Origin of the sequence: Tannerella forsythia (genome assembly GCF_001006485.1) — a bacterium.
GTDB lineage: Bacteria > Bacteroidota > Bacteroidia > Bacteroidales > Tannerellaceae > Tannerella > Tannerella forsythia.
Genome location: NZ_JUET01000030.1, coordinates 92,307 through 114,121, shown reverse-complemented (window position 1 = coordinate 114,121; position 21,815 = coordinate 92,307). Strand labels below are relative to the sequence as shown.

General features: G+C 50.1%; 17 protein-coding genes and 1 pseudogene. 5 read left to right on the top strand and 13 right to left on the bottom strand.

Annotated elements, in window-relative coordinates:
- Positions 1 to 96 (bottom strand): annotated as a pseudogene (locus Tanf_RS14675) (IS1595 family transposase); the annotation flags it as partial.
- 134 nt (positions 97 to 230) lie between these two features.
- On the opposite strand from Tanf_RS14675, the gene Tanf_RS01515 reads away from it, so the two are divergent.
- A complete protein-coding gene (locus tag Tanf_RS01515) occupies positions 231 to 1,205 on the top strand; it encodes an ROK family protein (RefSeq protein WP_046824635.1) in 975 nt (324 codons plus the stop codon).
- A 156-nt stretch (positions 1,206 to 1,361) separates the two neighbouring features.
- Here Tanf_RS01515 and meaB read toward each other — a convergent pair whose 3' ends face one another.
- The 8 genes from meaB to polA all read right to left on the bottom strand — a co-directional run bounded on the left by meaB (position 1,362) and on the right by polA (position 10,699).
- A complete protein-coding gene (gene meaB, locus Tanf_RS01510; protein ID WP_046824634.1) occupies positions 1,362 to 2,450 on the bottom strand; it encodes a methylmalonyl Co-A mutase-associated GTPase MeaB in 1,089 nt (362 codons plus the stop codon).
- Positions 2,451 to 2,523: 73 nt separating this feature from the next.
- Positions 2,524 to 3,972 carry a DUF1573 domain-containing protein gene (locus tag Tanf_RS01505; RefSeq protein ID WP_161794927.1) on the bottom strand — a complete coding sequence of 483 codons (1,449 nt, stop codon included), beginning with the start codon at positions 3,970 to 3,972 and terminating at the stop codon, positions 2,524 to 2,526.
- Between the two features lie 4 nt (positions 3,973 to 3,976).
- Positions 3,977 to 4,378 (bottom strand): DUF1573 domain-containing protein, encoded by a 402-nt coding sequence (locus tag Tanf_RS01500; protein WP_041591118.1) that lies wholly within the window; start codon positions 4,376 to 4,378, stop codon positions 3,977 to 3,979.
- Between the two features lie 73 nt (positions 4,379 to 4,451).
- Positions 4,452 to 4,943 carry a dihydrofolate reductase gene (locus Tanf_RS01495; protein WP_046824633.1) on the bottom strand — a complete coding sequence of 164 codons (492 nt, stop codon included), beginning with the start codon at positions 4,941 to 4,943 and terminating at the stop codon, positions 4,452 to 4,454.
- Positions 4,944 to 4,964: 21 nt separating this feature from the next.
- Positions 4,965 to 5,759 (bottom strand): thymidylate synthase, encoded by a 795-nt coding sequence (locus tag Tanf_RS01490; RefSeq protein WP_014224416.1) that lies wholly within the window; start codon positions 5,757 to 5,759, stop codon positions 4,965 to 4,967.
- Positions 5,760 to 5,871: 112 nt separating this feature from the next.
- Positions 5,872 to 7,158, bottom strand: a complete 1,287-nt coding sequence (gene uraA, locus Tanf_RS01485; RefSeq protein WP_046824632.1) for a uracil permease — start codon at positions 7,156 to 7,158, stop codon at positions 5,872 to 5,874.
- Positions 7,159 to 7,183: 25 nt separating this feature from the next.
- A complete protein-coding gene (gene upp, locus Tanf_RS01480) occupies positions 7,184 to 7,813 on the bottom strand; it encodes a uracil phosphoribosyltransferase (protein WP_014224419.1) in 630 nt (209 codons plus the stop codon).
- Between the two features lie 81 nt (positions 7,814 to 7,894).
- Positions 7,895 to 10,699: a DNA polymerase I gene (polA, locus tag Tanf_RS01475; RefSeq protein WP_046824631.1), complete on the bottom strand. Its 2,805-nt coding sequence runs from the start codon at positions 10,697 to 10,699 to the stop codon at positions 7,895 to 7,897.
- A gap of 89 nt (positions 10,700 to 10,788) precedes the next feature.
- On the opposite strand from polA, the gene Tanf_RS01470 reads away from it, so the two are divergent.
- Positions 10,789 to 11,763 (top strand): polyprenyl synthetase family protein, encoded by a 975-nt coding sequence (locus Tanf_RS01470; RefSeq protein ID WP_041591119.1) that lies wholly within the window; start codon positions 10,789 to 10,791, stop codon positions 11,761 to 11,763.
- Positions 11,764 to 11,837: 74 nt separating this feature from the next.
- Here Tanf_RS01470 and Tanf_RS01465 read toward each other — a convergent pair whose 3' ends face one another.
- Positions 11,838 to 12,323: a VanZ family protein gene (locus Tanf_RS01465; protein ID WP_046824630.1), complete on the bottom strand. Its 486-nt coding sequence runs from the start codon at positions 12,321 to 12,323 to the stop codon at positions 11,838 to 11,840.
- Between the two features lie 249 nt (positions 12,324 to 12,572).
- Between Tanf_RS01465 and Tanf_RS01460 the strand changes: the two genes are divergently transcribed.
- Both Tanf_RS01460 and Tanf_RS01455 read left to right on the top strand, forming a co-directional pair.
- Positions 12,573 to 15,836, top strand: a complete 3,264-nt coding sequence (locus Tanf_RS01460) for a protein O-mannosyl-transferase family (RefSeq protein ID WP_014224423.1) — start codon at positions 12,573 to 12,575, stop codon at positions 15,834 to 15,836.
- A gap of 6 nt (positions 15,837 to 15,842) precedes the next feature.
- The gene (locus Tanf_RS01455; RefSeq protein WP_014224424.1) at positions 15,843 to 16,457 is read left to right on the top strand and encodes a polysaccharide deacetylase family protein; all 615 of its coding nucleotides are present in this window, start codon (positions 15,843 to 15,845) and stop codon (positions 16,455 to 16,457) included.
- Positions 16,458 to 16,587: 130 nt separating this feature from the next.
- Here the strand turns inward: Tanf_RS01455 and Tanf_RS01450 are convergent, their stop codons facing one another.
- The 3 genes from Tanf_RS01450 to Tanf_RS01440 are packed head-to-tail and all read right to left on the bottom strand — an operon-like array spanning position 16,588 to position 20,605.
- Positions 16,588 to 18,765, bottom strand: coding sequence for a S9 family peptidase (locus tag Tanf_RS01450; protein ID WP_046824629.1), 2,178 nt, complete (start codon positions 18,763 to 18,765; stop codon positions 16,588 to 16,590).
- A gap of 30 nt (positions 18,766 to 18,795) precedes the next feature.
- Positions 18,796 to 20,133: a THUMP domain-containing class I SAM-dependent RNA methyltransferase gene (locus Tanf_RS01445; RefSeq protein WP_046824628.1), complete on the bottom strand. Its 1,338-nt coding sequence runs from the start codon at positions 20,131 to 20,133 to the stop codon at positions 18,796 to 18,798.
- A 4-nt stretch (positions 20,134 to 20,137) separates the two neighbouring features.
- A complete protein-coding gene (locus Tanf_RS01440; RefSeq protein ID WP_014224427.1) occupies positions 20,138 to 20,605 on the bottom strand; it encodes a hypothetical protein in 468 nt (155 codons plus the stop codon).
- A gap of 198 nt (positions 20,606 to 20,803) precedes the next feature.
- On the opposite strand from Tanf_RS01440, the gene Tanf_RS01435 reads away from it, so the two are divergent.
- Positions 20,804 to 21,718 carry a hypothetical protein gene (locus Tanf_RS01435; protein ID WP_140230618.1) on the top strand — a complete coding sequence of 305 codons (915 nt, stop codon included), beginning with the start codon at positions 20,804 to 20,806 and terminating at the stop codon, positions 21,716 to 21,718.
- The last annotated feature ends 97 nt before the right edge of the window (positions 21,719 to 21,815 follow it).

The following is a 21,815-nucleotide window of genomic DNA, read 5'->3' as shown; positions in this document are numbered from 1 at the left end:
GGAACAAACAACTCCTACTTGGTCGCGATATGCCTTAAACTTTTGCTTGCAGCTTTCTTCGTCTGGAAAGTGAGATAAAAAATCGATCAGTGTCATTGCCTTATTTTTTTTGCAAAGATAATTATTTCTGGGCAAATATACGGATATTCATAATTGTTTTCTTTCACGAAAGCCTATATATTTGCTCACTGATACAAAAAATAATCATTTAATAAAAAAACACAGAACTCATGGAGAAGCCTTATGTAAGTGTTGGAATTGATATAGGGGGTACGAATACCGTATTCGGCGTAGTAGATGCCCGAGGAACCATTTTGTATAGCGGTTCGATTAAGACAGGGCATTATGATGACATTAACGACTATGTAAAAGCCCTTGGCGACGGGTTACAGAATGTGATCAACTCGGCCGGAGGCAAAGACAAGATCAAAGGCATCGGGGTAGGAGCGCCTAACGGCAACTATTTCAACGGTTGCATTGAATTTGCACCCAACTTGCCGTGGAAAGGAAAAATTCCTTTGGCACAGATGATCAGCGATCAGACGGGAGGCATTCCGGTCACTTTGACAAACGACGCCAATGCGGCGGCTATCGGTGAGATGACGTATGGTGCGGCTCGCGGTTTGAAAGATTTTATCGTCATCACACTGGGTACAGGCGTGGGCAGCGGAATCGTCATCGGCGGCAATCTGGTATACGGTCACGACGGGTTTGCCGGTGAGTTGGGACACGTGATCGTGCGCCGCGAGAACGGGCGTCTGTGCGGATGCGGCCGTCACGGGTGTTTAGAGGCCTATGCTTCGGCCACAGGTGTAGCCCGTACGGCTTGCGAACTGCTGATGACACGTACCGAAGAGAGCCTGTTACGTGAGTTGGAACCGGACAAAATCACCTCAAAAGATGTGTATGATGCGGCTGTTAAAGGCGACAAACTCTCCCAAGAAATCTTCGAAACAACCGGAGCAATTTTAGGGGAAGCCTTTGCCGACTTCGTGGCTTTCTCAAGCCCGGAAGCAATCATTCTTTTCGGCGGCCTGACGAAAGCGGGACAGCTTCTTATGGAGCCGGTGAAACGCTCTATGGAAGCTCATATGCTGAAGGTATTCCAAAACAAGACCCGTCTGCTGTTCTCACAGCTGAAAGAAAGCGATGCCGCCGTATTAGGCGCCAGCGCACTCGGCTGGGAAGTGAAAGAAGAGCTATAGAAGTACCTTTATATTTATCCCAAAGAGGGGGTGCCAAAACGCAATGTTGGGTACACCCTCCTTTTTCTTTTTTAGCCTATGAAAATACTCTCGGATATCATTGCCACACTCTTGAAGTGCCCGGACCAAAAAGAATCTTTTGTGATCTGCTTTCGCTTATTTCTTCAGGAACAAGTCCATCATTTCACGGGCTGCGACAAACGAGCTGACCTCGTTGTTCAGCACCTGTTTTTCGATGACGGGCAGCCGCTCCTCTATGCGCGGATGATGATAGAACGCATCGTTCAGCATGTCGTGGATGCTTTCGTACATCCAATATTTGGCTTGCTCGTTACGTTTCCGATCAAAATAGCCATTCGCCTTCGTAAACGCCATATATTCCTCGATCATATTCCAGACTTCCTCTATGCCCAGATTGTAATATCCCGAATATGTCAACACCTTAGGGAACCATCCCGAAGCGGCAGGCGGAAAAAGATGAAGTGCGTTGCGGAAGTGTCCGGCCGCCATCTTGGCGCGTTCGATATTATCCCCGTCGGCTTTATTGATTACGATTCCGTCCGCCATCTCCATAATGCCTCGCTTGATCCCTTGAAGCTCATCGCCCGTACCGGCCAACTGAATAAGCAGAAAAAAGTCGACCATCGAATGTACGGCCGTTTCGCTCTGTCCGACACCGACCGTCTCGACGAAGACGGTATCAAATCCGGCCGCTTCGCAGAGGATAATCGTTTCGCGTGTTTTACGGGCTACTCCTCCCAACGAGCCGGCTGTAGGAGAAGGACGAATAAACGCGTTACGCTCACGCGAGAGCAGCTCCATGCGCGTCTTATCGCCGAGGATACTCCCTTTCGAGCGCTCGCTACTGGGGTCAATCGCCAGCACCGCCAGCTTATGTCCCCTGCGTACCATGTACATCCCGAATGCATCGATCGACGTACTTTTTCCGGCACCGGGCACCCCCGTAATCCCGACGCGGACAGACTGCCCTGTATGAGGCAAGCATTTCTCGATAATCTCCTGCGCCTGTTGCTGGTGTTCGTGCCGGGAGCTCTCGACCAGCGTCACCGCCTGACTAAGCACCGAGGTATCTCCGCGCAAGATGCCTTCGACAAACTCATGCGTCGTGAACGAGCGCGTTCGTTTACGCATTTGCTGCAGATAAGGGCTGACAGTCGGTGCAACCGCCACCCCTCTTGTCACTTTCAGTCCTTTATATTTTTCGTCGTTTTCGGGATGATCCATTGCTTTATCTATCGTTTAAAAAGCAAGAGGGAAATCGTTTCATCTCCCTCTTGCACCATCATTCAATTCTTTTTTATTCTGCTGTGATTTTCACTTGACGAACCGGTCCTCGAGGATCGTTGCAGACCACATAAAGCATGGTCTCCATCGGCGCCATCACTTCTTTAGGCCGAATAAGGAGTGTCAAGGTGACTGACTCACCGGGGCCAAGCATCTTGCGGTTGAATCCGGTAACGTGTACCCGCCGGTCGTCGCACGATACGCTATGCAGTTCGAGCAGCTCTTTGCCTTCGTTCGTAAGGGTCACCTGCTTCGAGGCTCGCTTGCTACCGATACCGAAGAGTCCACCTCGCTTCATTCGCCCGAACTCCAAAAGGGTTGTCGAGAGCTTGATACCTGCACCATACGTTTTCTGCATGGGCGAAAGCGTGCTGAAATCATCGATAAAGTTGACGGAAACAGGGATTTCATGCGAGACCGTTTCTCCGGAGGCGGCGCTACGCGCCATCCATGTAAACCCGCCAAGCATCCGTCCTTTCGTCGTAACTTTCGTACCGTCAACGGTTACTTTCAACCGTTCGGCCTTACCGGGTGCCAATTCGGCAGGAGCTTCTACTTGAACATATGCCGGCATCTGAACGAACGAAAGTGTTTGATTGGCATCGGAAAAGTTACGAATCCATATCTCCTGCGTCGCAATCTCTTTCGGACGGATGGTATGGAACATAAATGTTTTACTCTCTAACTGCACCGTTCCGATCGTATCCTGATATACGACCGACAATTCACTCGGTTTGGGTATTACTTCGCCCGTAATGGAGAGACGCTTCCTCCCTCCTTTCGCATTCGTGTAGACAGTGATATGCTTTTTAAACGGACCCGGACGGTTCTTCGCCGAATAGGTGATCACCACATCGCCTACTTCACCCGGAGCGATCGGATCGGCCGTCCATTCCGGCTCGGCACATCCGCAGGAAGACTGCACATGCGAGATGATCAACGGTGCCTTGCCGGTATTCGTAATCTGAAAGATATGGGTATAGTAATTCTGCTCCTCATCAATCTTGCCAAAATCGTATGTCCACGTGTCGGGCGTAAACTCGGGCTCTCCGGCCACAGCAGTCCCCGGCACAGCGTGCACATCTCCCTTGACCGTAAGGACAAGCGGATCTTCCGAACCGTTACTGAAAACCTGTACCTCATGTTTGAAAGTTCCGGATTGCCCCACAGGGTTATACGTCACTTCAAGTTGTGCCGTCCGACCCGGCTCCACCGTTTTCTCCGACCATTCGACAACGATACAACGACACGAAGAAGAAATACGAATCAGTTCCAAGGTCGCCACGCCTTCGTTCTTGATCGCAAAGACATGCTTCACCGACCCATTTGCGCTTTCAATCCGGCCGAAGTCATGAACGGTTTCGGGTATAACAATTTTAGCCTCTTCCCGGGCAAACAAACATGGCACCGAAAAGAGGCAGAAAAATAGGAATATACCGACTACGCAGATTCTTCCGCTCATCGATTCATGAGTTCTTCTGTACGACATTTCCGCGGATCGTCAGGACATAATTCCCATCAGCCTTGCCGTTGCTGTACACGGAAATCGTTTTAACAAATTTACCCGGGCGGCCGGCCGGATTATATGTGACCTTGATTTCGCCCGTTTTTCCCGGAGCAATCGGTTCTTTCGTCCAGTCAGGCGTCGTACATCCGCAAGAAGCCACAACGCGAGAGATGACCAACGGCATTTCTCCGTTATTCATCACCGTGAAAACGTGACTTGCAGGACCTGACGTCTCAACGATATCTCCAAAATCATACGTTGCACTGCCGGTTACCGTAATCGAAGCACTTTTTTCCTGTGCGCGAACTACACCTGCCGTCATCATCAAGATGGCTGCTAAGACAAATAAGATACGTTTCATTTTCACTATGCTTTTATAAGTTAATAACGCAGCAAAGGTAATATATTTATCAGGAACAAGATGCGGCATGGGGTTATTTTTTTCGAACGTACGTTAAAAAACTGTGCGGGTAAGGATTTTTTTCGTCTGTCGGCACATCTGTTCGGGATACTTCTTCCCACACTTTCGGATCGACGGGTGGAAAAAACGTGTCAGCCTCCGGAAAGGTATGATGCACAAGCGTAAGATAGAGTTTATCGGCTACCTCCAACGCCTGTTTGTAAACATTTCCTCCGCCGATGACAAAAACTTCCTCCTCCTCTTCGGTATCCATAAGCGCACCCCATAATGTATTATACACCAAACAATTATTAAAATGAGCGCCCCATTCGGTTGTAAGAACCATATTCCGGCGATTGGGCAAGGCGCCATGGGGCAAAGACTCGAACGTTCGCCGCCCCATGACGACGGTATGTCCGGTAGTCAGTTCACGAAAATGTCTCATATCGTTCGGGAGACGCCAGAGCAAGCTGTTGTCTTTGCCTATCGCTCCGCGTTGGTCTGTGGCTACTATAATCGATATCATTGGGGTTTTGGCGTTAAAAAGTTATACGGAAACCGTTCCCGGAATATGCGGGTGAGGATCATATCCGAGCAGTTCGAAGTCTTCATAGCGGAAGTCGAAGATATTACGTACTTCCGGATTGAGTTTCATTTGCGGGAGGGGACGAGGATCGCGCGTCAACTGCAGTTTCACCTGCTCGAGATGATTGTGATAGATATGCGCATCGCCAAGGGTATGGATGAACTCACCGGTTTTGAGACCGGTAACATGTGCAACCATCTGGAGCAACAGCGCATAAGAGGCGATGTTGAACGGTACCCCAAGGAATATGTCTGCACTTCGTTGGTAGAGTTGGAGGCTGAGCCGCCCCTGGGCAACGTAGAACTGAAAAAAAGCATGGCAGGGTGGCAGGCTCATGTTTCGCAAATCCCCGACATTCCATGCGCTGACGATGATGCGGCGCGAATCCGGATGGTGGCGGATCATGTCGATCGCCTCACTGATCTGATCGATCGTCCCACCTTCATAGTCAGCCCACGAGCGCCACTGATGGCCGTAGACAGGCCCCAGATTACCTTCCGCATCCGCCCATTCGTTCCAGATACGTACGCCATGTTCTTGCAGGTAACGTACATTCGTGTCGCCTTTCAAAAACCATAACAACTCGTATAAGATTGATTTGAGATGCAGTTTCTTGGTTGTAAGCAGCGGGAATCCTTCCCTCAGGTCGAATCGCATCTGATACCCGAATACGCTCGTCGTTCCCGTCCCTGTACGGTCTTCCCTTGCCGTACCGGAACGGAGCACATGCCTTAGCAAATCTACATATTGCTTCATAAACAGGTTTTTTACCTTTTAAACCTCGCAAAAGTAAGCAAAAAAGTCGACTTTATGCACCTCTCCGCTTCGAAAAACATGCAGACCTTCCGGACATCATCATAATAAGGAATTAACCATGATCCGGCTCATCCGTATCATTGGCGATGCCCAGACGGTCAATCACATAGAAGAGTCCGCCGAGGAATATGCCCGTGAGTGTAGCCAGACACATGCCCGTCAGCTTCACATTGCCGATCCGGATATAGACGCCCGACAGTCCGACGACGAAGACGAGTGCCGTCATTGCAAGGTTACGTCCTTTGGCATAATTCACCTTGCGGTCTACCATCAAGCGGATGCCCGAGGCACCGATCATCCCGTAGAGCAGGAAGCTGATACCGCCCATCACCGGGGCGGGGATAGAATTGATGAGCGCCGATGCCGGGGCGAAGAACGCCAGCAGGATGGAAAAGACAGCCGCTCCGCCGATCACCCTGACACTGAATACTTTCGTGATGGCCATCACGCCGATATTTTCGCCGTATGTTGTCGTCGGCACAGAACCAAAGCATCCTGAGAGGACTGTCGAAACCCCATCGGAGAAAAGCGTGCGATGCAATCCCGGGTCCTTCAGCAGGTCACGTCCAACGATCTCACTTGTCACGACCTGATGTCCGATATGTTCGGAGATCACCACCAAAGAAGCCGGAATAATGATAAAGATCGCTTCCGGACTGAATCGGGGGAACACGAAATTTGGCCATGCAAACAGCCCGGCCTGCATTACTCCCGAAAAGTCGACCAGCCCGGCGAAGAACGCGACAAGGTAGCCCGAAACGATGGCGATCAGAATCGATATGGCGGCGGCGAAGCCACGGAACAGCACTTGTCCCAGCACGGCAACGGCAATTGTCACCACAAAAACGACGACAAACAGGGGGTTGATTCCGGTGTACGTCTCGCTCGGTACAAGTCCGCCGTTTTGTGCGGCCGTTCCGGCCAGTTCGAGCCCGATAAGCGCCACCACAGGCCCCATGGCGGCGGGTGGCAACACGGTATCGATCCATTTCGTACCCGCAAATTTGATCAGGATCGCCACGGCACAGAAGATCAGTCCGGTGACGACGAACCCGCCTAAAGCATAAGGATAGCCGAAGTCGGGATTACTGATAAGTAGCAGAGTGGGAGAAATAAAAGCAAAACTCGAACCAAGGTAAGCAGGCGATTTCCCTTTCGTTATGACAATAAAGATCAGCGTACCGATTCCGTTCATCAACAGCACAATGGCTGCGTTGATACCAAAGAGCCACGGCACTAATACCGAGGCGCTGAACATGGCAAACGTATGTTGAATACTTAGCGGGATACCTTTGAGTAAAGGCACTCGCTCCTCTACCTGAATGATTCTTCCAGCCATAAAGGCATCTTATGTTGCGGTGGAATTATTTGGTTCCGAAAATACGGTCGCCGGCGTCGCCGAGGCCCGGCAGAATATAAGCGTTGTCGTTCAGGCGCTCATCGAGCGAAGCCGTATAGATATCCACGTCGGGATGATCGGTCTGCACACGCCGTATTCCTTCGGGGGCAGCCACGAGGCACATCAGGCGGATGTTCGTACAACCTTTCTCTTTCAGCATCTTGATCGCGTCGGACGCGCTTCCTCCCGTAGCCAGCATCGGATCGGTGATGATGACCATGCGGTGGTCGATGTCTTCGGGCAGTTTGCAGTAGTAGAAAACGGGGTTGTGCGTTTCGTGATCGCGGTAGAGACCGATATGTCCGACCTTGGCCACCGGAAGAAGGTTCAACAACCCGTCGACCAAGCCCAACCCGGCGCGCAGGATCGGCACGATGGCCAGTTTTTTGCCCGATATTTCATACGCCTTTGTGCGCATCATAGGTGTCTCGATTTCTATTTCGGTCAGCGGAAGATCGCGAGTCACCTCATAGCCCATCAACATGGCGATCTCTTTGAGCAGATCGCGAAAATCTTTTGCACCCGTGTTGATATCCCGTATTCTCGTCAACTTATGCTGAATCATGGGATGATCGATAATATGCAGCTTGCTCATGTTTGTATCGTTTTTTGAAAACTGAGGCAAAGGTACGATTTTTTTTCATTCCCCATCGTGCGTTACGTATGGAATCGTGTCCTATCCGTGTGCTTCGAGCCAGTTTTTTCCGGTGCCGCAATCGGCAACGAGCGGCACACGCAGTTGCATAACACCCTCCATCTCTCGCAGCACGATTTCGCGTACACGATCAAGTTCATCGTGACACACGTTGAAGTTCAATTCGTCATGTACCTGAAGGATCATCTTGCTCCGTAGCCCTTCCTCCTCAAACCGGTGAAAAATCCGTACCATGGCCATTTTGATGATGTCGGCAGCACTGCCCTGTATCGGCGCATTGATCGCGTTGCGTTCAGCGTACCCGCGCACCACGGCATTGTGTGAATGGATGTCGGGGAGGAAACGTTTCCTTCCGCATATCGTGGTGACGTAGCCACGTTCCTTAGCCAAGCGGACGCTCTCGTCCATGTAGGCGCGCACATCGGGATACGTTTTGAAATAGCCTTCGATGAGCTCTTTCGCTTCGGCGCGCCCGATGTTCAGCCGTTCGGCCAGTCCAAACACCGAGATGCCGTAGATGATGCCGAAGTTGGCTGTTTTGGCCTTGCGACGCATCTCGGAGGTCACCTCCTCGTCCGCTACGCCATAGATTTTTGCGGCAGTGGCCGAATGAATGTCGGCGCCGCTGCAGAACGCTTCGATCATGTGCTTGTCACCGCTCAGATGGGCCATGATACGCAACTCGATCTGCGAATAATCGGCCGAGAAGAACAGTCCGTCAGCCTGATCGGCAATAAAAGCTTTGCGAATGTCGCGCCCCAGCGCTTCGCGGATGGGGATGTTTTGCAGGTTCGGGTTCGACGAGCTAAGCCGACCGGTCGAGGCGACCGTCTGATTGAACGAAGTATGGATTTTGCCCGTCTCGGGATTGATCAGCTCGGGCAAGGCGTCGATATACGTGCTCAGCAGCTTTTTCAGGCCGCGGTAGTCAAGGAGTTTCCCGACGATCGGATGACGGTTGCGCAGTTTCTCCAGAATACTTTCGTTCGTACTGTAACTGCCGGTCTTTGTCTTTTTCGCTTTCTCTTCAATATGGAGGCGGTCGAATAAAATCTCTCCGACCTGCTTGGCCGAATTGATATTAAACGCCGTTCCGGCCAGTTCATGGATTTCCTTTTCCAATCGACCGAGCGCTTCGGTAAGTTCCTCGGACGATTGCTTCAAGGCTTTCGTGTCGAGAGTGACACCGCTCAGCTCCATATCGGCCAGTACATAGATCAGCGGCATCTCGATATCGCGGAACAGCGCATCGAACCCGCCGTCCGAGAGTTGCGGAGCGAAGAGGTTCTTCAGGCGCAGCGTGACATCGGCGTCCTCGGCAGCATATTCGCTGACCTTCTCCACCGGTACGTCGCGCATCGACAACTGTCCTTTGCCGCGTGCGCCGATCAGGTGCTCGATCGGAATCGGACGATAACGCAGATACGTCTCGGCCAGATAGTCCATGTTGTGCCGCAACTCGGGATTGAGCAAGTAATGGGCGATCATCGTATCGAACAGGGGGCCTGCTACCTGTATGCCGTAACGCCTGAGCATCAACAGGTCGAACTTGATATTTTGCCCCACCTTCTCGATAGCGGGATGCTGCAAGGCCTCGGCAAACGGAGCGATGATCCGCTTCGTTTCCTCCATATCGGCAGGCAAAGGCACGTACCATGCTTCGTATTCGCGGACGGCGAACGACATCCCGACAAGGTGTGCCGTCAACGGATTGATACCGTCCGTTTCCGTGTCGAATGCGAACGACGGTTGAGAGAGGAGCAGTTGTGCCAGATTGTTTCGTTGTTCCTCCGTATCGGCCGTGAAGTATGCGTGGGGCGTAGTCGTCAGATCGGCCAGATCGGAGGCCCTTGCTTCTTCCGATCCCGGCGACATGCCTATCGGCGATCTTTGCCCTGCATCGTTACCGAAGAGGGAGAGCTGTTGCATGGCAGGAGCACCTTTCTCGGTGTGTTCTGCTGCAGAGACATCGTTCAGTTTCTTTAGAAAAGAACGAAACTCCAGTTCGATGTAAAGTTCGCGAAGATGCTCCCTGTCGACCTCTTTACGTATGCAGGTCGCTGCATCGAAAGAGATCGGAACGTCAGTGACGATCGTGGCCAGGAACTTCGAGAAACGGATTTGTTCCGCATTTTGTTCTATTTTCGTTTTCAAGGCACCTTTCAGCCGGTCAGTGCCTGCCAGTAACGCCTCGACGGACCCGAACTCGGCGAGTAATTTTTGCGCGGTCTTTTCGCCTACACCCGGACAGCCGGGAATGTTATCGGAACTGTCACCCATCAGCCCGAGCAGATCAATCATTTGCCCGACGGATGTCAGACCGTACTTCGCCAGCACTTCGGACACTCCTAATGTTTCATAATCGCCTCCGAATTTCGGGCGATACTGGAAGATATGCTCCGAGACAAGCTGCCCGTAATCCTTGTCGGACGTCATCATCAACACCTTGAACCCTTCCTGTTCGGCCTGCTTGGCAATTGTACCGATGACATCGTCCGCCTCGTAATGCGGCATCTCCAACACCGGAATACGGTATGCCGCGATGATTTCGCGAATGTAAGGGATGGCAATGCGGATATCTTCAGGCGTTTCTTCCCGCTGCGCTTTGTAGGCTTCATAAGCCTCGTGACGAAACGTCGGACCGGGCGGATCGAAACCGAAAGCGATATGCGTCGGGGTCTCGCGCCGAAGGACATCTTCGAGCGTATTGATGAAACCGAAGATTGCCGACGTGTTCATCCCTTTCGAGTTCATTCGGGGGGTTTTGATGAAAGCGTAATAAGAACGGTAAATGAGCGCGTAAGCGTCGATTAAAAGCAATTTCATAAGAAGTATGCCGTTTTTGGGGGTAAATGTACGAAAAAACTTTTTCAGTCGGCACTTTTTCTTACTTTTGCATTCGGAAAGCAGGATTTATGATAGATAAAAGAGACATAGAAAAACCTGTCGCGGAGGAGTTCGGAATCTTCCGCGAGAGATTTACGGAAGCGCTTCACAGCGATGTCACGACCATACGCAAAGCCATCGAAACGGTATATCACTCGAACGGCAAGCACATCCGCCCACTTCTGGTGTTGCTGACAGCCAGGGCCTGCGGGGATGTCACACCGGACTCGATCCATGCAGCCGTGTTTCTCGAATTATTACATACGGCGTCACTTCTTCACGATGATGTGGTGGATGACACCCGTCAGCGGCGGGGACTTCCCTCAATCAATGCCCTCTTCGACAATCGGGTGGCTGTCCTGGTGGGTGATTTTATTCTCTCCGAAGCGCTCGTGCGGGCGGCACAGACGGAACAGATGCAGATCGTTTCGATCATTGCATCGCTCAGCCGTCAAATGGCCGAAGGCGAAATTAAGCAACTCGAGAATGCGAAAGAGCAGATATTGAAAGAGAATGACTACCTGATCGCGATTGAAAAGAAAACCTCCATGTTACTCTCGGCATGTACCGAGATCGGTGCGATCACGGCGAAAGCAACCTCGGAGATACAATGCCGATGCCGGGAATTCGGGCGGCTGCTCGGCTATTGTTTCCAGATACGCGACGACATTTTCGACTACTTCGATGACCCCACCGTCGGCAAGCCCAGCGGCAACGACATCCGCGAAGGGAAAGTGACCCTGCCCCTGCTTTACGCCCTCGAATCGACGGACGAATCGACGAAAGTACCTTACCTGGACATGCTCCGCAAGCGAGACTTTTCGCCCGAAAATATCGCGACACTGATCGGCTTCGCGAAAGAGCACGGAGGGGTCGAATATGCCATGTCACGTATGGTTTACTATAAAGAAAAAGCGACGAATATCATCTGTTCATTGCCCCACAACGAAGCGCGTGACAGCCTGTTACTCCTCGCCGACTATGTGATTGAACGCAAGAAATAATTCCTCGCGAAAAGGCCCCCTCCTTTTTCACGAATAATCTTCATCGGATATGTATGACCCGTTCTGAACCGTTTCTACCTCCGATGCTTGCGCACCGGCTTGGGGAGACGGCGTACCGGACGCATAAGAAAAAGAGCGATACAGAGTCCGATGACAAATCCGGCAAAATCGATCCAGACATCGTGCAACGAAGGTCCGCGACCGCGACCGAAGAGTTGGATGGTCTCGTCGCAGACAGCCGTGAACAGTCCTGCAAATAACGGCCACGAGATATGCGGCATCAGACTCCGGGTGTACACACGCAATGTCAAAGTAAGGAAAAGCCCGAGCAGCATAAATTCGGTCAAGTGCGCAAGTTTCCGTACGGCATACACCGTGAACCGATAATCAATCCCCAGATAGCCGATCAGCTGGTTCAGCCACTCGGTAACCATAACGCTGCGCAGTCCGGATGCTTCGCCACCCTGTAGCGAGTTCGTAAAGATAAAAACCGTTACTCCGACCGTCAATAACGTATATACCCAGCGAAACAACTGTCTATGCTTACTATTCTTATTCATCACTCAATAAAAAACAGCCGCAAAGAAAAGAAATAAAAACGACCGGGTGAAATGATTTTCTTTAAGAAGTCGTAAAATGCGATGAAGAAAACGTGCCGGCAGCGAAACAATGAAAAGAAATGCACTTTTTCTTACGATTTTTTCGTAACACAAACAATATATGTAATGAGATAGCGTTATGTTGTCAGCAGATTTTTATATCTTTGCGGCCGAATATATCAAAAATAAACGCTTACCATATCCTCGATTATGAAGCAATATAAGCTAATCAACAACGTTTTGGGATGGATCGTCTTCCTGATTGCGTCGTATACGTATCTATCGACCATCGAGCCGACCGGAAGTTTCTGGGACTGCGGCGAATTTATTGCATCTGCCTATAAACTGGAAGTGGGGCATCCGCCCGGAGCACCTTTTTTCATGCTGATGGGCAATCTGTTTACGCAACTCACATCCGATACGGCGGAAGTGGCGAAGATGGTCAATTGTATGTCTGCCCTGTTCAGTGCACTTACGATTTTGTTTCTCTTCTGGAGTATCACGCACATGGCTCGGCGCATCATCCTGAAAGAAGGGAAACGCGAACTTACTTTGACACACACCATCATGGTGATGGGTTGCGGACTCGTCGGAGCGTTGGTTTATACCTTCAGCGATACGTTTTGGTTCAGTGCCGTTGAAGGTGAAGTCTACGCCAGCTCATCGCTGTTTACGGCCCTCGTATTTTGGTTAATTCTGAAATGGGAAGAAGCAGCCGATCGGCCGCATGCCGATCGATGGATTGTGTTGATCGCCTACTTCATGGGGCTAAGCATCGGTGTCCATCTGCTAAACCTGCTTTGTATTCCTGCCATTGTACTCGTTTATTACTACCGGAAATTCCCGAGCCCGACGTTCAAAGGGACGTTGATCGCTCTATTCGTATCATTTGCAATCATCGGATTGATCATGTATGGTGTCGTGCAAGGTCTGGTCGAAACTTGCGGCTGGTTCGAACTGCTGTTTGTGAACGTTTTCGGTATGCCGTATAATTCGGGCGTTTATGCCTATGTGGTGATCATTGCGGGCATGTTGGGCTGGTCAATCTGGGAAACGATGCGCAAAGACATCTCTCCGATGCGCGTCAGAATTTCTTTCGTCCTGACCATCGCTCTGCTCGGTATTCCCTTCCTGGGAAACGGCTATGTACTCGGTATCTTGTTGTTGATTGCCTTAACAGCCGTCCTGTTCCGCTTCAAAAATATCAATGTCCGTGCACTGAATACGATTTTGGTTTCGCTGATGGTGATCGTGGTGGGATACTCATCTTACGCACTGATCCTTATCCGTTCGACAGCCGATACGCCGATGAACCAGAATGCCCCGAAGGATATCTTCACCCTGCGCAGTTATCTGGCGCGTGAACAGTATGGCGACACGCCTCTTATCTACGGCAAGACCTACGTGTCGGTGCCGGAGCGCAAGAGCGACGGAACACCTGTTTCGAGTAAAGGACCCAAGATATGGAGTCGTGTGATAAAAAAAGATAAAAACGAAAAAGATCACTATTTTATTTCGGATACGGTACGTGAGTACAAATACGTCAGCGAAACGATGATGCTTTTCCCGCGTATGCACAGCCCCGAAGCGCGTCACGTAGCAGGGTACAAATCGTGGGCGAAGGTAAAAGGAACACCGGTAAAAGTCATCGATATGGGCGAGACAAAAAGTGTCATGAAACCGACCTTTGCCGAAAATATCAAATTTTTCGTTCGTTATCAGCTGAACTTTATGTACTGGCGATATTTTATGTGGAACTTTTCCGGTCGTCAAAACGATATTCAAGGGCATGGTGAGATTATGAACGGGAACTGGATCACCGGAATCAAACCAATCGATACGTTCCTCGTCGGGCCGCAGGATGATATGCCGTTCGATATTGCCAACAACAAGGGGCATAATGTGTATTATATGCTGCCTCTCCTACTCGGACTGCTGGGGATCTTCTACCAGCTGTTCAGCGGAAAAAAAGGGATGCAGTCTTTTTGGGTGACGTTCTTCCTGTTCTTTATGACGGGAATTGCGATCGTGCTTTATCTGAATCAGCCCCCTTTCCAGCCTCGCGAACGGGATTATGCGTATGCCGGGTCATTCTATGCATATTGTATTTGGATCGGATTGGGTGTCGGGGCCGTAGCGCGAGCGCTGGAGAAGTTCGGTAAGTTGCCGGGACTTGTGGCCGGTACGGTCGCGACGCTTGCATGCGTACTCGTTCCGATCCAGATGGCCGGACAAAACTGGGACGACCACGACCGTTCGGGACGTTACATGTGCCGCGACTTCGGTTCCAACTATCTCGAATCGTGCGAACCGAATGCCGTCATTTTTACGAATGGCGACAACGATACGTTCCCGCTCTGGTATGCGCAGGAGGTGGAAGGTATCCGTACCGATGTGCGCGTATGCAATACAAGCTATTTGCAAACCGACTGGTACATCGATCAGATGAAACGTCAAGCCTACGAATCCGCGCCACTGCCGATCACATGGGATCACAGCCAGTATATTCAGGGAAAACGGGATATGACATACGTCATCCAACGTATGGACAAAGTCGATTTGGGAAAAGCTTTGGAGTTCCTGCGCAGCGATGATCCACGCACGAAAAAAATTCCGGGTTACCGACGTGATATTCCGCATATCCCATCGGATGTGCTGACGTTGGAAGTCGATTCGGCCACGGTGATGAAACACGGTGCCATCAGCCCGCAGGACGCATCGCAGATGGTCAAGGAAATGACCATTAACCTCTCGGGCAAGGAAGTGCTGGGCAAAGAAGCCGTAACGATCCTCGACATGCTTCACACAAACAACTGGGAACGTCCGATCTATTTTGCCATCACGGTAGACCCGAACCAGTTCGTACGCCTCGATCCGTATTTCCAAAAAACGGGGATGGCCTATCGCATCGTGCCTTATATGACGAAAGGAGCGAATGCTCGCGCCATCGATACGGAAAAGATGTACGATAACGTGATGAACAAGTTCCGGTGGGGCGGTGCCGATAAGCCCGGAATATACATCGACGAGAACACGATGCGTATGTGCAAAAGCTACCGGATGTATATCTTCGGTGAGTTGGCTCAAGCATTGCTGGAAGAAGGTAAATCCGACAAAGCACAGGCTGTTCTGGATCGATGCATGGAAGTTCTCCCCGTCGAAAATGTACCGCTGGATTACAGTGCACTGATGATTGGCGATACGTATATGGCGATCGGCCAAAAAGAGAAGGGAGCTTCGATTCTCGACGGTATCATCGAAAACTCGTTACGGAACATCCGCTGGTATATGCGTCTGAACGCACGCGATAGGGCCGGTATTCGGGAGGATTGGCAGCGTGATCTGGCCATCGTGCAGAACGCGTTGGGAATGGGTATGCAATATGACCGTACATACGGAGCCAAGTACCGCGAAGAGTTCCAGAAATATCACATGGCTTTTCAGGGAACGCAAGACGGAGGCCGCAACCGGTAACCGACGATGTTTATCGAACAACCGCCCTGGCTTTACCGAGCGATTTTCCGCGGAGGCGTTTGGCGACTACCCCGGAAGGAGAAATGTGTCTACCTGACATTTGACGACGGTCCGATTCCCGAGATTACGCCATGGGTGCTTGACCTGCTCGACCGTTACGAGATTAAAGCCACGTTCTTTTGCGTCGGCGACAATGTGCGTAAGCATCCGAATATTTACCGCATGGTACTTGAACGCGGTCACGGAGTGGGCAACCATACGTTCAATCATATTCAGGGAGTCCGTTCGCGAACGTCTCGTTACATGGACAATGTAGAGAAGGCGGCAGAGCTGATCGGCAGTCGCCTCTTTCGTCCTCCGCACGGACATATGCGCCTTCCGCAACTGGCAAGACTGCGCAAAAAATACAAGGTGATCATGTGGGATGTCGTCACTCGCGATTACAGTCCTCACATGACCTCACAGGGAGTTTTTAACGTCGTAAAACGATATACGCGCAACGGATCCATCATCGTCTTTCACGATTCACTCAAAGCCGGCGACCGTATGAAAGCTGCTCTTCCCTGGTCTATCGAATGGCTCAAAGAACAAGGCTACCGGTTCGAACTCTTCGAACCGTAGCCATCGTTCGTGAATGAGGAGAGTGAGAAACGAAGAACGAAAAGTGAAATATGCGTTTATTTGCGTCACTCGCGTTACTCGCGTTCGAATCGAACATCGCAATTCGTAATTCGACATTCGTAATTCATTCTTAAAGATGATCTTCGAAATACCGTGTTATCTTCTCGTAGAGATGCGGGCGGTCTTTGCCGATGACGTTGTGCGGATGACCGGGGTAGACGAAGTAGTCAGGGAATGTACCGGCATCGATACAGGCTTTCAGGAAGAGTTGGCTATGCTGCCAAACAACTACCGGGTCTATCGTACCGTGAATAAGCAGCAGATGTCCTTTTAAGTGGCCGGCCTTGAGTAACAGATTGGCTTTTTTATATCCTTCGGGATTCTCTTTCGGATGATCCATATATCGCTCACCATACATGATTTCGTAGCGGTGCCAGTCGATCACCGGACCTCCGGCCACGCCTGCTTTGAACACGTCGGGATGCGTCAGCATCAGGTTGGTCGTCATGAATCCACCGTAACTCCAGCCGTGTACACCGAGACGCTCGCTGTCTACATAGGGTAACGATTTGAGCAGTTCGACGCCTTTCATCTGGTCGGCCATCTCCGCCTCGCCGAGGTTCCGGTGAATGACGCTCTCGAACTCGAAGCCGCGATTAGCCGATCCGCGTCCGTCGATCGTGAGCATCACATATCCTTTACGCGCCATATAAAGATCCCAACCGCCGACGCCGTTCATCCATCCGCCGGTGACGAGCTGCGCGTGAGGGCCTCCGTAGACGTAGATAATGGCCGGGTGCTTTTTCGTCTCGTCCAGACCCGGAGGCGTCACGAGGCGGTAATGCAGTGGAGTCTTACCGTCGGCCGCCGTGAGCGTACCGATACGGATGGTCGGCATATCGTAACTTGCGAACGGATTTTGGGCTGACAGGAGGGATTTCACCGTCCGACCGTCATTGATGCGCACAAGGTCGATGTCGCGCGGTATCTGCGGCGACGAAACCCGGTCGATCAAATAAGTATACGTTGCGTTGGCCGAAATATCGTGCACGCCTCTTTTCTCGGTCAGGCAATAGCGTCTGCCGGTTTTCATCTGTAATCGCCATGCATAGGTTTCAAGTGCACTGCCGTCTTTCGGTGAATGAGCGTCATGCGGTGCCGTAGCGGTAAAGAACAGATTTTCGCCTTTGGCATCGAAACCGAGGACTTCTTTTATGAGCCACCGCCCGGAAGTCAATTGCCTAACCAACTTACCATCGGTATCGTAAAGATAAAGGTGATTAAATCCGTCCCGCTGACTTTGCCAGACGAACTGACGCGGGTTACCGGGACGAAACAGCACCGACGCTTGCGGCTCGACGTAACGTGCGTTCGTTTCGACAAAAAGCTCCGCCTCACGTTGTCCGGTACGGGCGTCGTATCGTACCAGCCGGCAGGTATCCTGTCCGCGGTTCAGTTCGGCCAGATAAATGCTTTTCGCGTCGGGGCTCCAGGCGATATTCGTCAGGTATTTCTCTTTCGGCAAACCGGTTTTCAGCCAGACGATCTGTTTCGTAGAGAGATGATAGATGCCGACCGTTACCTCGTGACTTTTCATCCCGGCCATCGGATATTTGAACGGCTCGGCTCGGGCGATGCGTGCATCGACATGCACGATCGGGTAATCCGCAACCATCGTTTCGTCCATGCGATAGAAAGCCAACGCCGCACCGTCGGGCGACCAGAAGAGCCCTTTGTGAATACCGAACTCGTTTTGGTGTACGGCTGTGCCGCAAACGATGCCTTTATCCGTCTCATTCGTCACCGTTTCGGTCGTGCCGTCGGGCGAAAGAATACAGACATTGTTTTCGCGTGTGAATGCGATGCGTCCGTTTACCTTGTCGTATTCCCAACGACTGCCTGCCGGATCCGGTGTATACTTTGCCGCGACGTGTCCGTTCCGCAGGTCGTAATGCACCCGATTCCCCTTGTACCGGAAAGCGATCACAGGCACGGAAACATCCGGCACGAAGAACGCCGGCATGGACGAAATTTCGGGCAAACCGGCTGCAATGAGCCGATCGCTTAGCCCGGCACGTGTGAAAGCAACTTGTTCCGAGCCGTCTGTCGGTTTGGCCATCAGCAGACTGTCCCCCTTTACATACGTATAAAAATCACCGCACCACTGAAGCTGCCGGATGTTTTTCGGCACGAATCGATGGTTATTTCTACCGCCCGGTATCAGGTCTTGAAATGTCAATGTCTTTTCCTGTGCACTCATTTGCGTTGCGAATAATACAAGACAAAGCAATACGTAAATCTTTTTCATCGGTTTGTTTTTTATGGTTAAGTATTGTCCTCAGGTTTTTGGCTGATGTCTCTTTTCGGTTTTTACGATCGATACATTTCGGTAGCTTTTCGGGTAACTGCCCGAAGGCCGTTTCCGGTCTGTTTTTCCTTTCCGGTAATTGCTCGAAGCCATTTCCTTTCGGTTTTGCTTTTCGGCGATTACCCGAGGGGCTGCTTTTTTTCTTTCGCCCTCAGCTTTCTTGTAGGCTTTATTCGTTCCGGCAAACAGCTCGTAGCATCGGTACTCGCATTCGAGGTCGCCGTTCCTAAGCTTGATTTTATGCTTCGGACGTAATCCGATGCGATCGAAACACTCGTCTTTGTAGCTGAGTATCCATGCGCTGTATCCGGTGAATACGTGCTTCAGCCGTTCGCCGATCATACTGTACAATTCGCTGATGTTATTGGGCGTGATGCGTTCGCCATAAGGCGGATTCGTAATGAGGATACCCGGTCGCGGCGCTTCGGTGAATTGCTGAAAAGGCAGCGTTTGCAATTCGATGTATTTCGTCAGGCCTGCGCTTCGGATATTCTTTTCGGCTTTCTTGACGGTTAACGGCGAGATGTCCGACCCGTAACATTTGAACGAAAACTCGCGTTCGGAGGAGTCGTCGTTGTATATCTCGTCGAACAGGTCGCGGTCGAAGTCGGGCCATCGTTCAAAAGCAAAGCCCTTGCGGTAGACGCCCGGGGCGATGTTCAGGGCAATCATGGCTGCTTCGATCAGCAGGGTGCCCGATCCGCACATGGGATCGACGAAATGCGATTCGCCCCGCCATCCTGTTTTCAGGATCATGCCGGCGGCAAGCACTTCATTGAGAGGAGCCTCACCCTGTGCCGTTCGATAACCGCGCTTGTGAAGGCTCTCGCCCGAACTGTCGATAGACAGCGTGCAGTCTTTGTGTGAGATATGAATGTTGATATACAGGTCGGGGTTGCTCAAACGCACCGACGGGCGATCGCCCACACGCTCGCTGAAGTAGTCGGCAATCGCGTCTTTGGTGCGGTAGGCAACAAATTTGGAGTGGTGGAAGTCTTCGGAATAGATTACGGCATCGACCGAAAATGTTTTCTCGGGAGAGAGATATTTCTCCCATTCGATCCGTTTCACTTCCTGATATACCATATCGGCATTGTTCGCACGAAACCGGGCGATCGGCATCAGAATACGCAACGCCGTACGGCAATGAAAGTTTGCCTTGTAGAGCATGGCTTTATCGCCCGTGAACGATACCATGCGTCGCCCCGTCTTTACGTTTCCGGCGCCGAGCACCGTTAATTCTTCAGCCAAGATATCTTCTAACCCGTAGAGCGTCTTGGCGATCATCTCGAATGAGCCGTCCGTCATCGTCTTACCAGTTCATGACGATGCGGAACGTGCATGTCGGCGGTTTGTTTGCTGTATAAAAATCTGTATAGTATGCATAAAAAGCAATCGAACCGGGCATAAAGTCATAGGTATAATATTCACTCCATAGTTTCTCATTATTCCCATTCATTTCGCCTATCGGCACAACATAAGGTAACGGAGTTTGTACATTATCTCCATTATCCAATTTTAATATCCTAAAACCTTTGACAAGACCTTTTTCGTAGATGAATTTTGTCAGCTTACTTTCTTTAAAATCAAAGATGTAATGCGAATTTAGTCCATCTTTGTTTCCTACCAACTTCCAATCGTCAGCATGAACTGTATAATAAAGTATTTCCCAGTTCAGCTTTTCTCCCGATGCTCCCGGAGGTCCGGGAGGGCCCATCGGACCTTCGCACGAGGTAAGTGCCATGGCCAGTACACAGATCAATAACCCAATCTTTTTCATTGTTCTTTATTTTAAAATTCGTGTTGCAAACATACATAAAAAGTTTGAAAGCCATACGGCTGCCCCCAAAAAAAATGTGGTGTAGTTTCAACTAGTGAATGCAACTTTTTGTTTCAAATTTAAACAGGCTCTAGGTTTTAAAAAAAACATTGTTTGTTTCTAATTTTATCTCTATCTTTGCAAAAAATACATTGAACCATGAGTAAAAAAAGATTATTCAGTTTATTGGCGTTATTGCCGGTTTCTCTCTGTCTAATGAATTGTTCGTCTGACATGGAAGATATTGATCAATCAACAAAATCTGAAGATCAATATAACGCAGAAAAGCATTTGTTGGCTAGTTATGTTACTGTTGGGGAAGATGGATTCAGCTTAAAAGAATCTCAAATACCTTCGAATATATCTTCGCATTCTGTTGAAAAGTTTAAAATAGAATTAAGGGATAAAAGTCTGGAGGTGCTTAATGATGCGTATATTAATAAAGTGGATCGAATCGTTTGGGTTGCAGGAGATGAACAGTATATAAGGCAAATATCTGATTATACAGAAAGTCCCTCTATTATAGAGCAAAATAAGAACACAGGGATTATACTTAGAAGTTCTCAACTTCGTAAGCTCTCAACAATCTTCTATAGTGCAAGCAGTACATTTTGGACTTCCACCGACTTCCATGCTGGTCCCACTGTCTATGTTAACGCGTCAATAGTGCCTCGAGGAGAATTATATATGAAGGCTATTATCAGATGCGAAACAGGCTTTTCTCTATGGACAAACACTTCTAGCTTTGTTTATGCGGCCGCTGCTCCACGAATCGAGAATCTTAAGATGATATCGGATAAATGGGTTTATACAGGAGAAAAGGATAAAAGAGGCTATTATTTTTGGCGCTTTGATGTTGGAATAACAAACTGTTTGATTACTGTTGATTTCTTCGATTATGGTTATAAACCCGATAAGGGGGAGCATAGAGAATCCTCAAATAATCCTGATAACGAATCTTCTCGTGGTGATACGCATGGACAACATCGAAGAAAAGATGATTCTGAGAATAAGCCTGATAGAAATCATGGTGGCCGCAACAATGGTAATTATGGTAGAGGCTGTACTCCATAAATATTACAATGATGAAATAATTTGACCTTAGGATCAGCCTTAAAAACAGGCAGAACAATTATCTATTATATAGACAATTAATTACCTACCAGAGGCA

What these genes read in the sequence shown, in the direction of transcription:
- Tanf_RS01435 (WP_140230618.1), top strand. Translation starts at nt 20,804, where the DNA reads ATGAGTAAAAAAAGATTATTCAGTTTATTGGCGTTATTGCCGGTTTCT.
- Tanf_RS01445 (WP_046824628.1), bottom strand. Translation starts at nt 20,133, where the DNA reads ATGACGGACGGCTCATTCGAGATGATCGCCAAGACGCTCTACGGGTTA.
- Tanf_RS01460 (WP_014224423.1), top strand. Translation starts at nt 12,573, where the DNA reads ATGAAGCAATATAAGCTAATCAACAACGTTTTGGGATGGATCGTCTTC.
- Tanf_RS01465 (WP_046824630.1), bottom strand. Translation starts at nt 12,323, where the DNA reads ATGAATAAGAATAGTAAGCATAGACAGTTGTTTCGCTGGGTATATACG.
- Tanf_RS01505 (WP_161794927.1), bottom strand. Translation starts at nt 3,972, where the DNA reads ATGAGCGGAAGAATCTGCGTAGTCGGTATATTCCTATTTTTCTGCCTC.
- Tanf_RS01490 (WP_014224416.1), bottom strand. Translation starts at nt 5,759, where the DNA reads ATGAAGCAATATGTAGATTTGCTAAGGCATGTGCTCCGTTCCGGTACG.
- uraA (WP_046824632.1), bottom strand. Translation starts at nt 7,158, where the DNA reads ATGGCTGGAAGAATCATTCAGGTAGAGGAGCGAGTGCCTTTACTCAAA.
- upp (WP_014224419.1), bottom strand. Translation starts at nt 7,813, where the DNA reads ATGAGCAAGCTGCATATTATCGATCATCCCATGATTCAGCATAAGTTG.
- Tanf_RS01500 (WP_041591118.1), bottom strand. Translation starts at nt 4,378, where the DNA reads ATGAAACGTATCTTATTTGTCTTAGCAGCCATCTTGATGATGACGGCA.
- Tanf_RS01470 (WP_041591119.1), top strand. Translation starts at nt 10,789, where the DNA reads ATGATAGATAAAAGAGACATAGAAAAACCTGTCGCGGAGGAGTTCGGA.
- Tanf_RS01440 (WP_014224427.1), bottom strand. Translation starts at nt 20,605, where the DNA reads ATGAAAAAGATTGGGTTATTGATCTGTGTACTGGCCATGGCACTTACC.
- Tanf_RS01455 (WP_014224424.1), top strand. Translation starts at nt 15,843, where the DNA reads ATGTTTATCGAACAACCGCCCTGGCTTTACCGAGCGATTTTCCGCGGA.
- Tanf_RS01515 (WP_046824635.1), top strand. Translation starts at nt 231, where the DNA reads ATGGAGAAGCCTTATGTAAGTGTTGGAATTGATATAGGGGGTACGAAT.
- Tanf_RS01495 (WP_046824633.1), bottom strand. Translation starts at nt 4,943, where the DNA reads ATGATATCGATTATAGTAGCCACAGACCAACGCGGAGCGATAGGCAAA.
- meaB (WP_046824634.1), bottom strand. Translation starts at nt 2,450, where the DNA reads ATGGATCATCCCGAAAACGACGAAAAATATAAAGGACTGAAAGTGACA.
- polA (WP_046824631.1), bottom strand. Translation starts at nt 10,699, where the DNA reads ATGAAATTGCTTTTAATCGACGCTTACGCGCTCATTTACCGTTCTTAT.
- Tanf_RS01450 (WP_046824629.1), bottom strand. Translation starts at nt 18,765, where the DNA reads ATGAAAAAGATTTACGTATTGCTTTGTCTTGTATTATTCGCAACGCAA.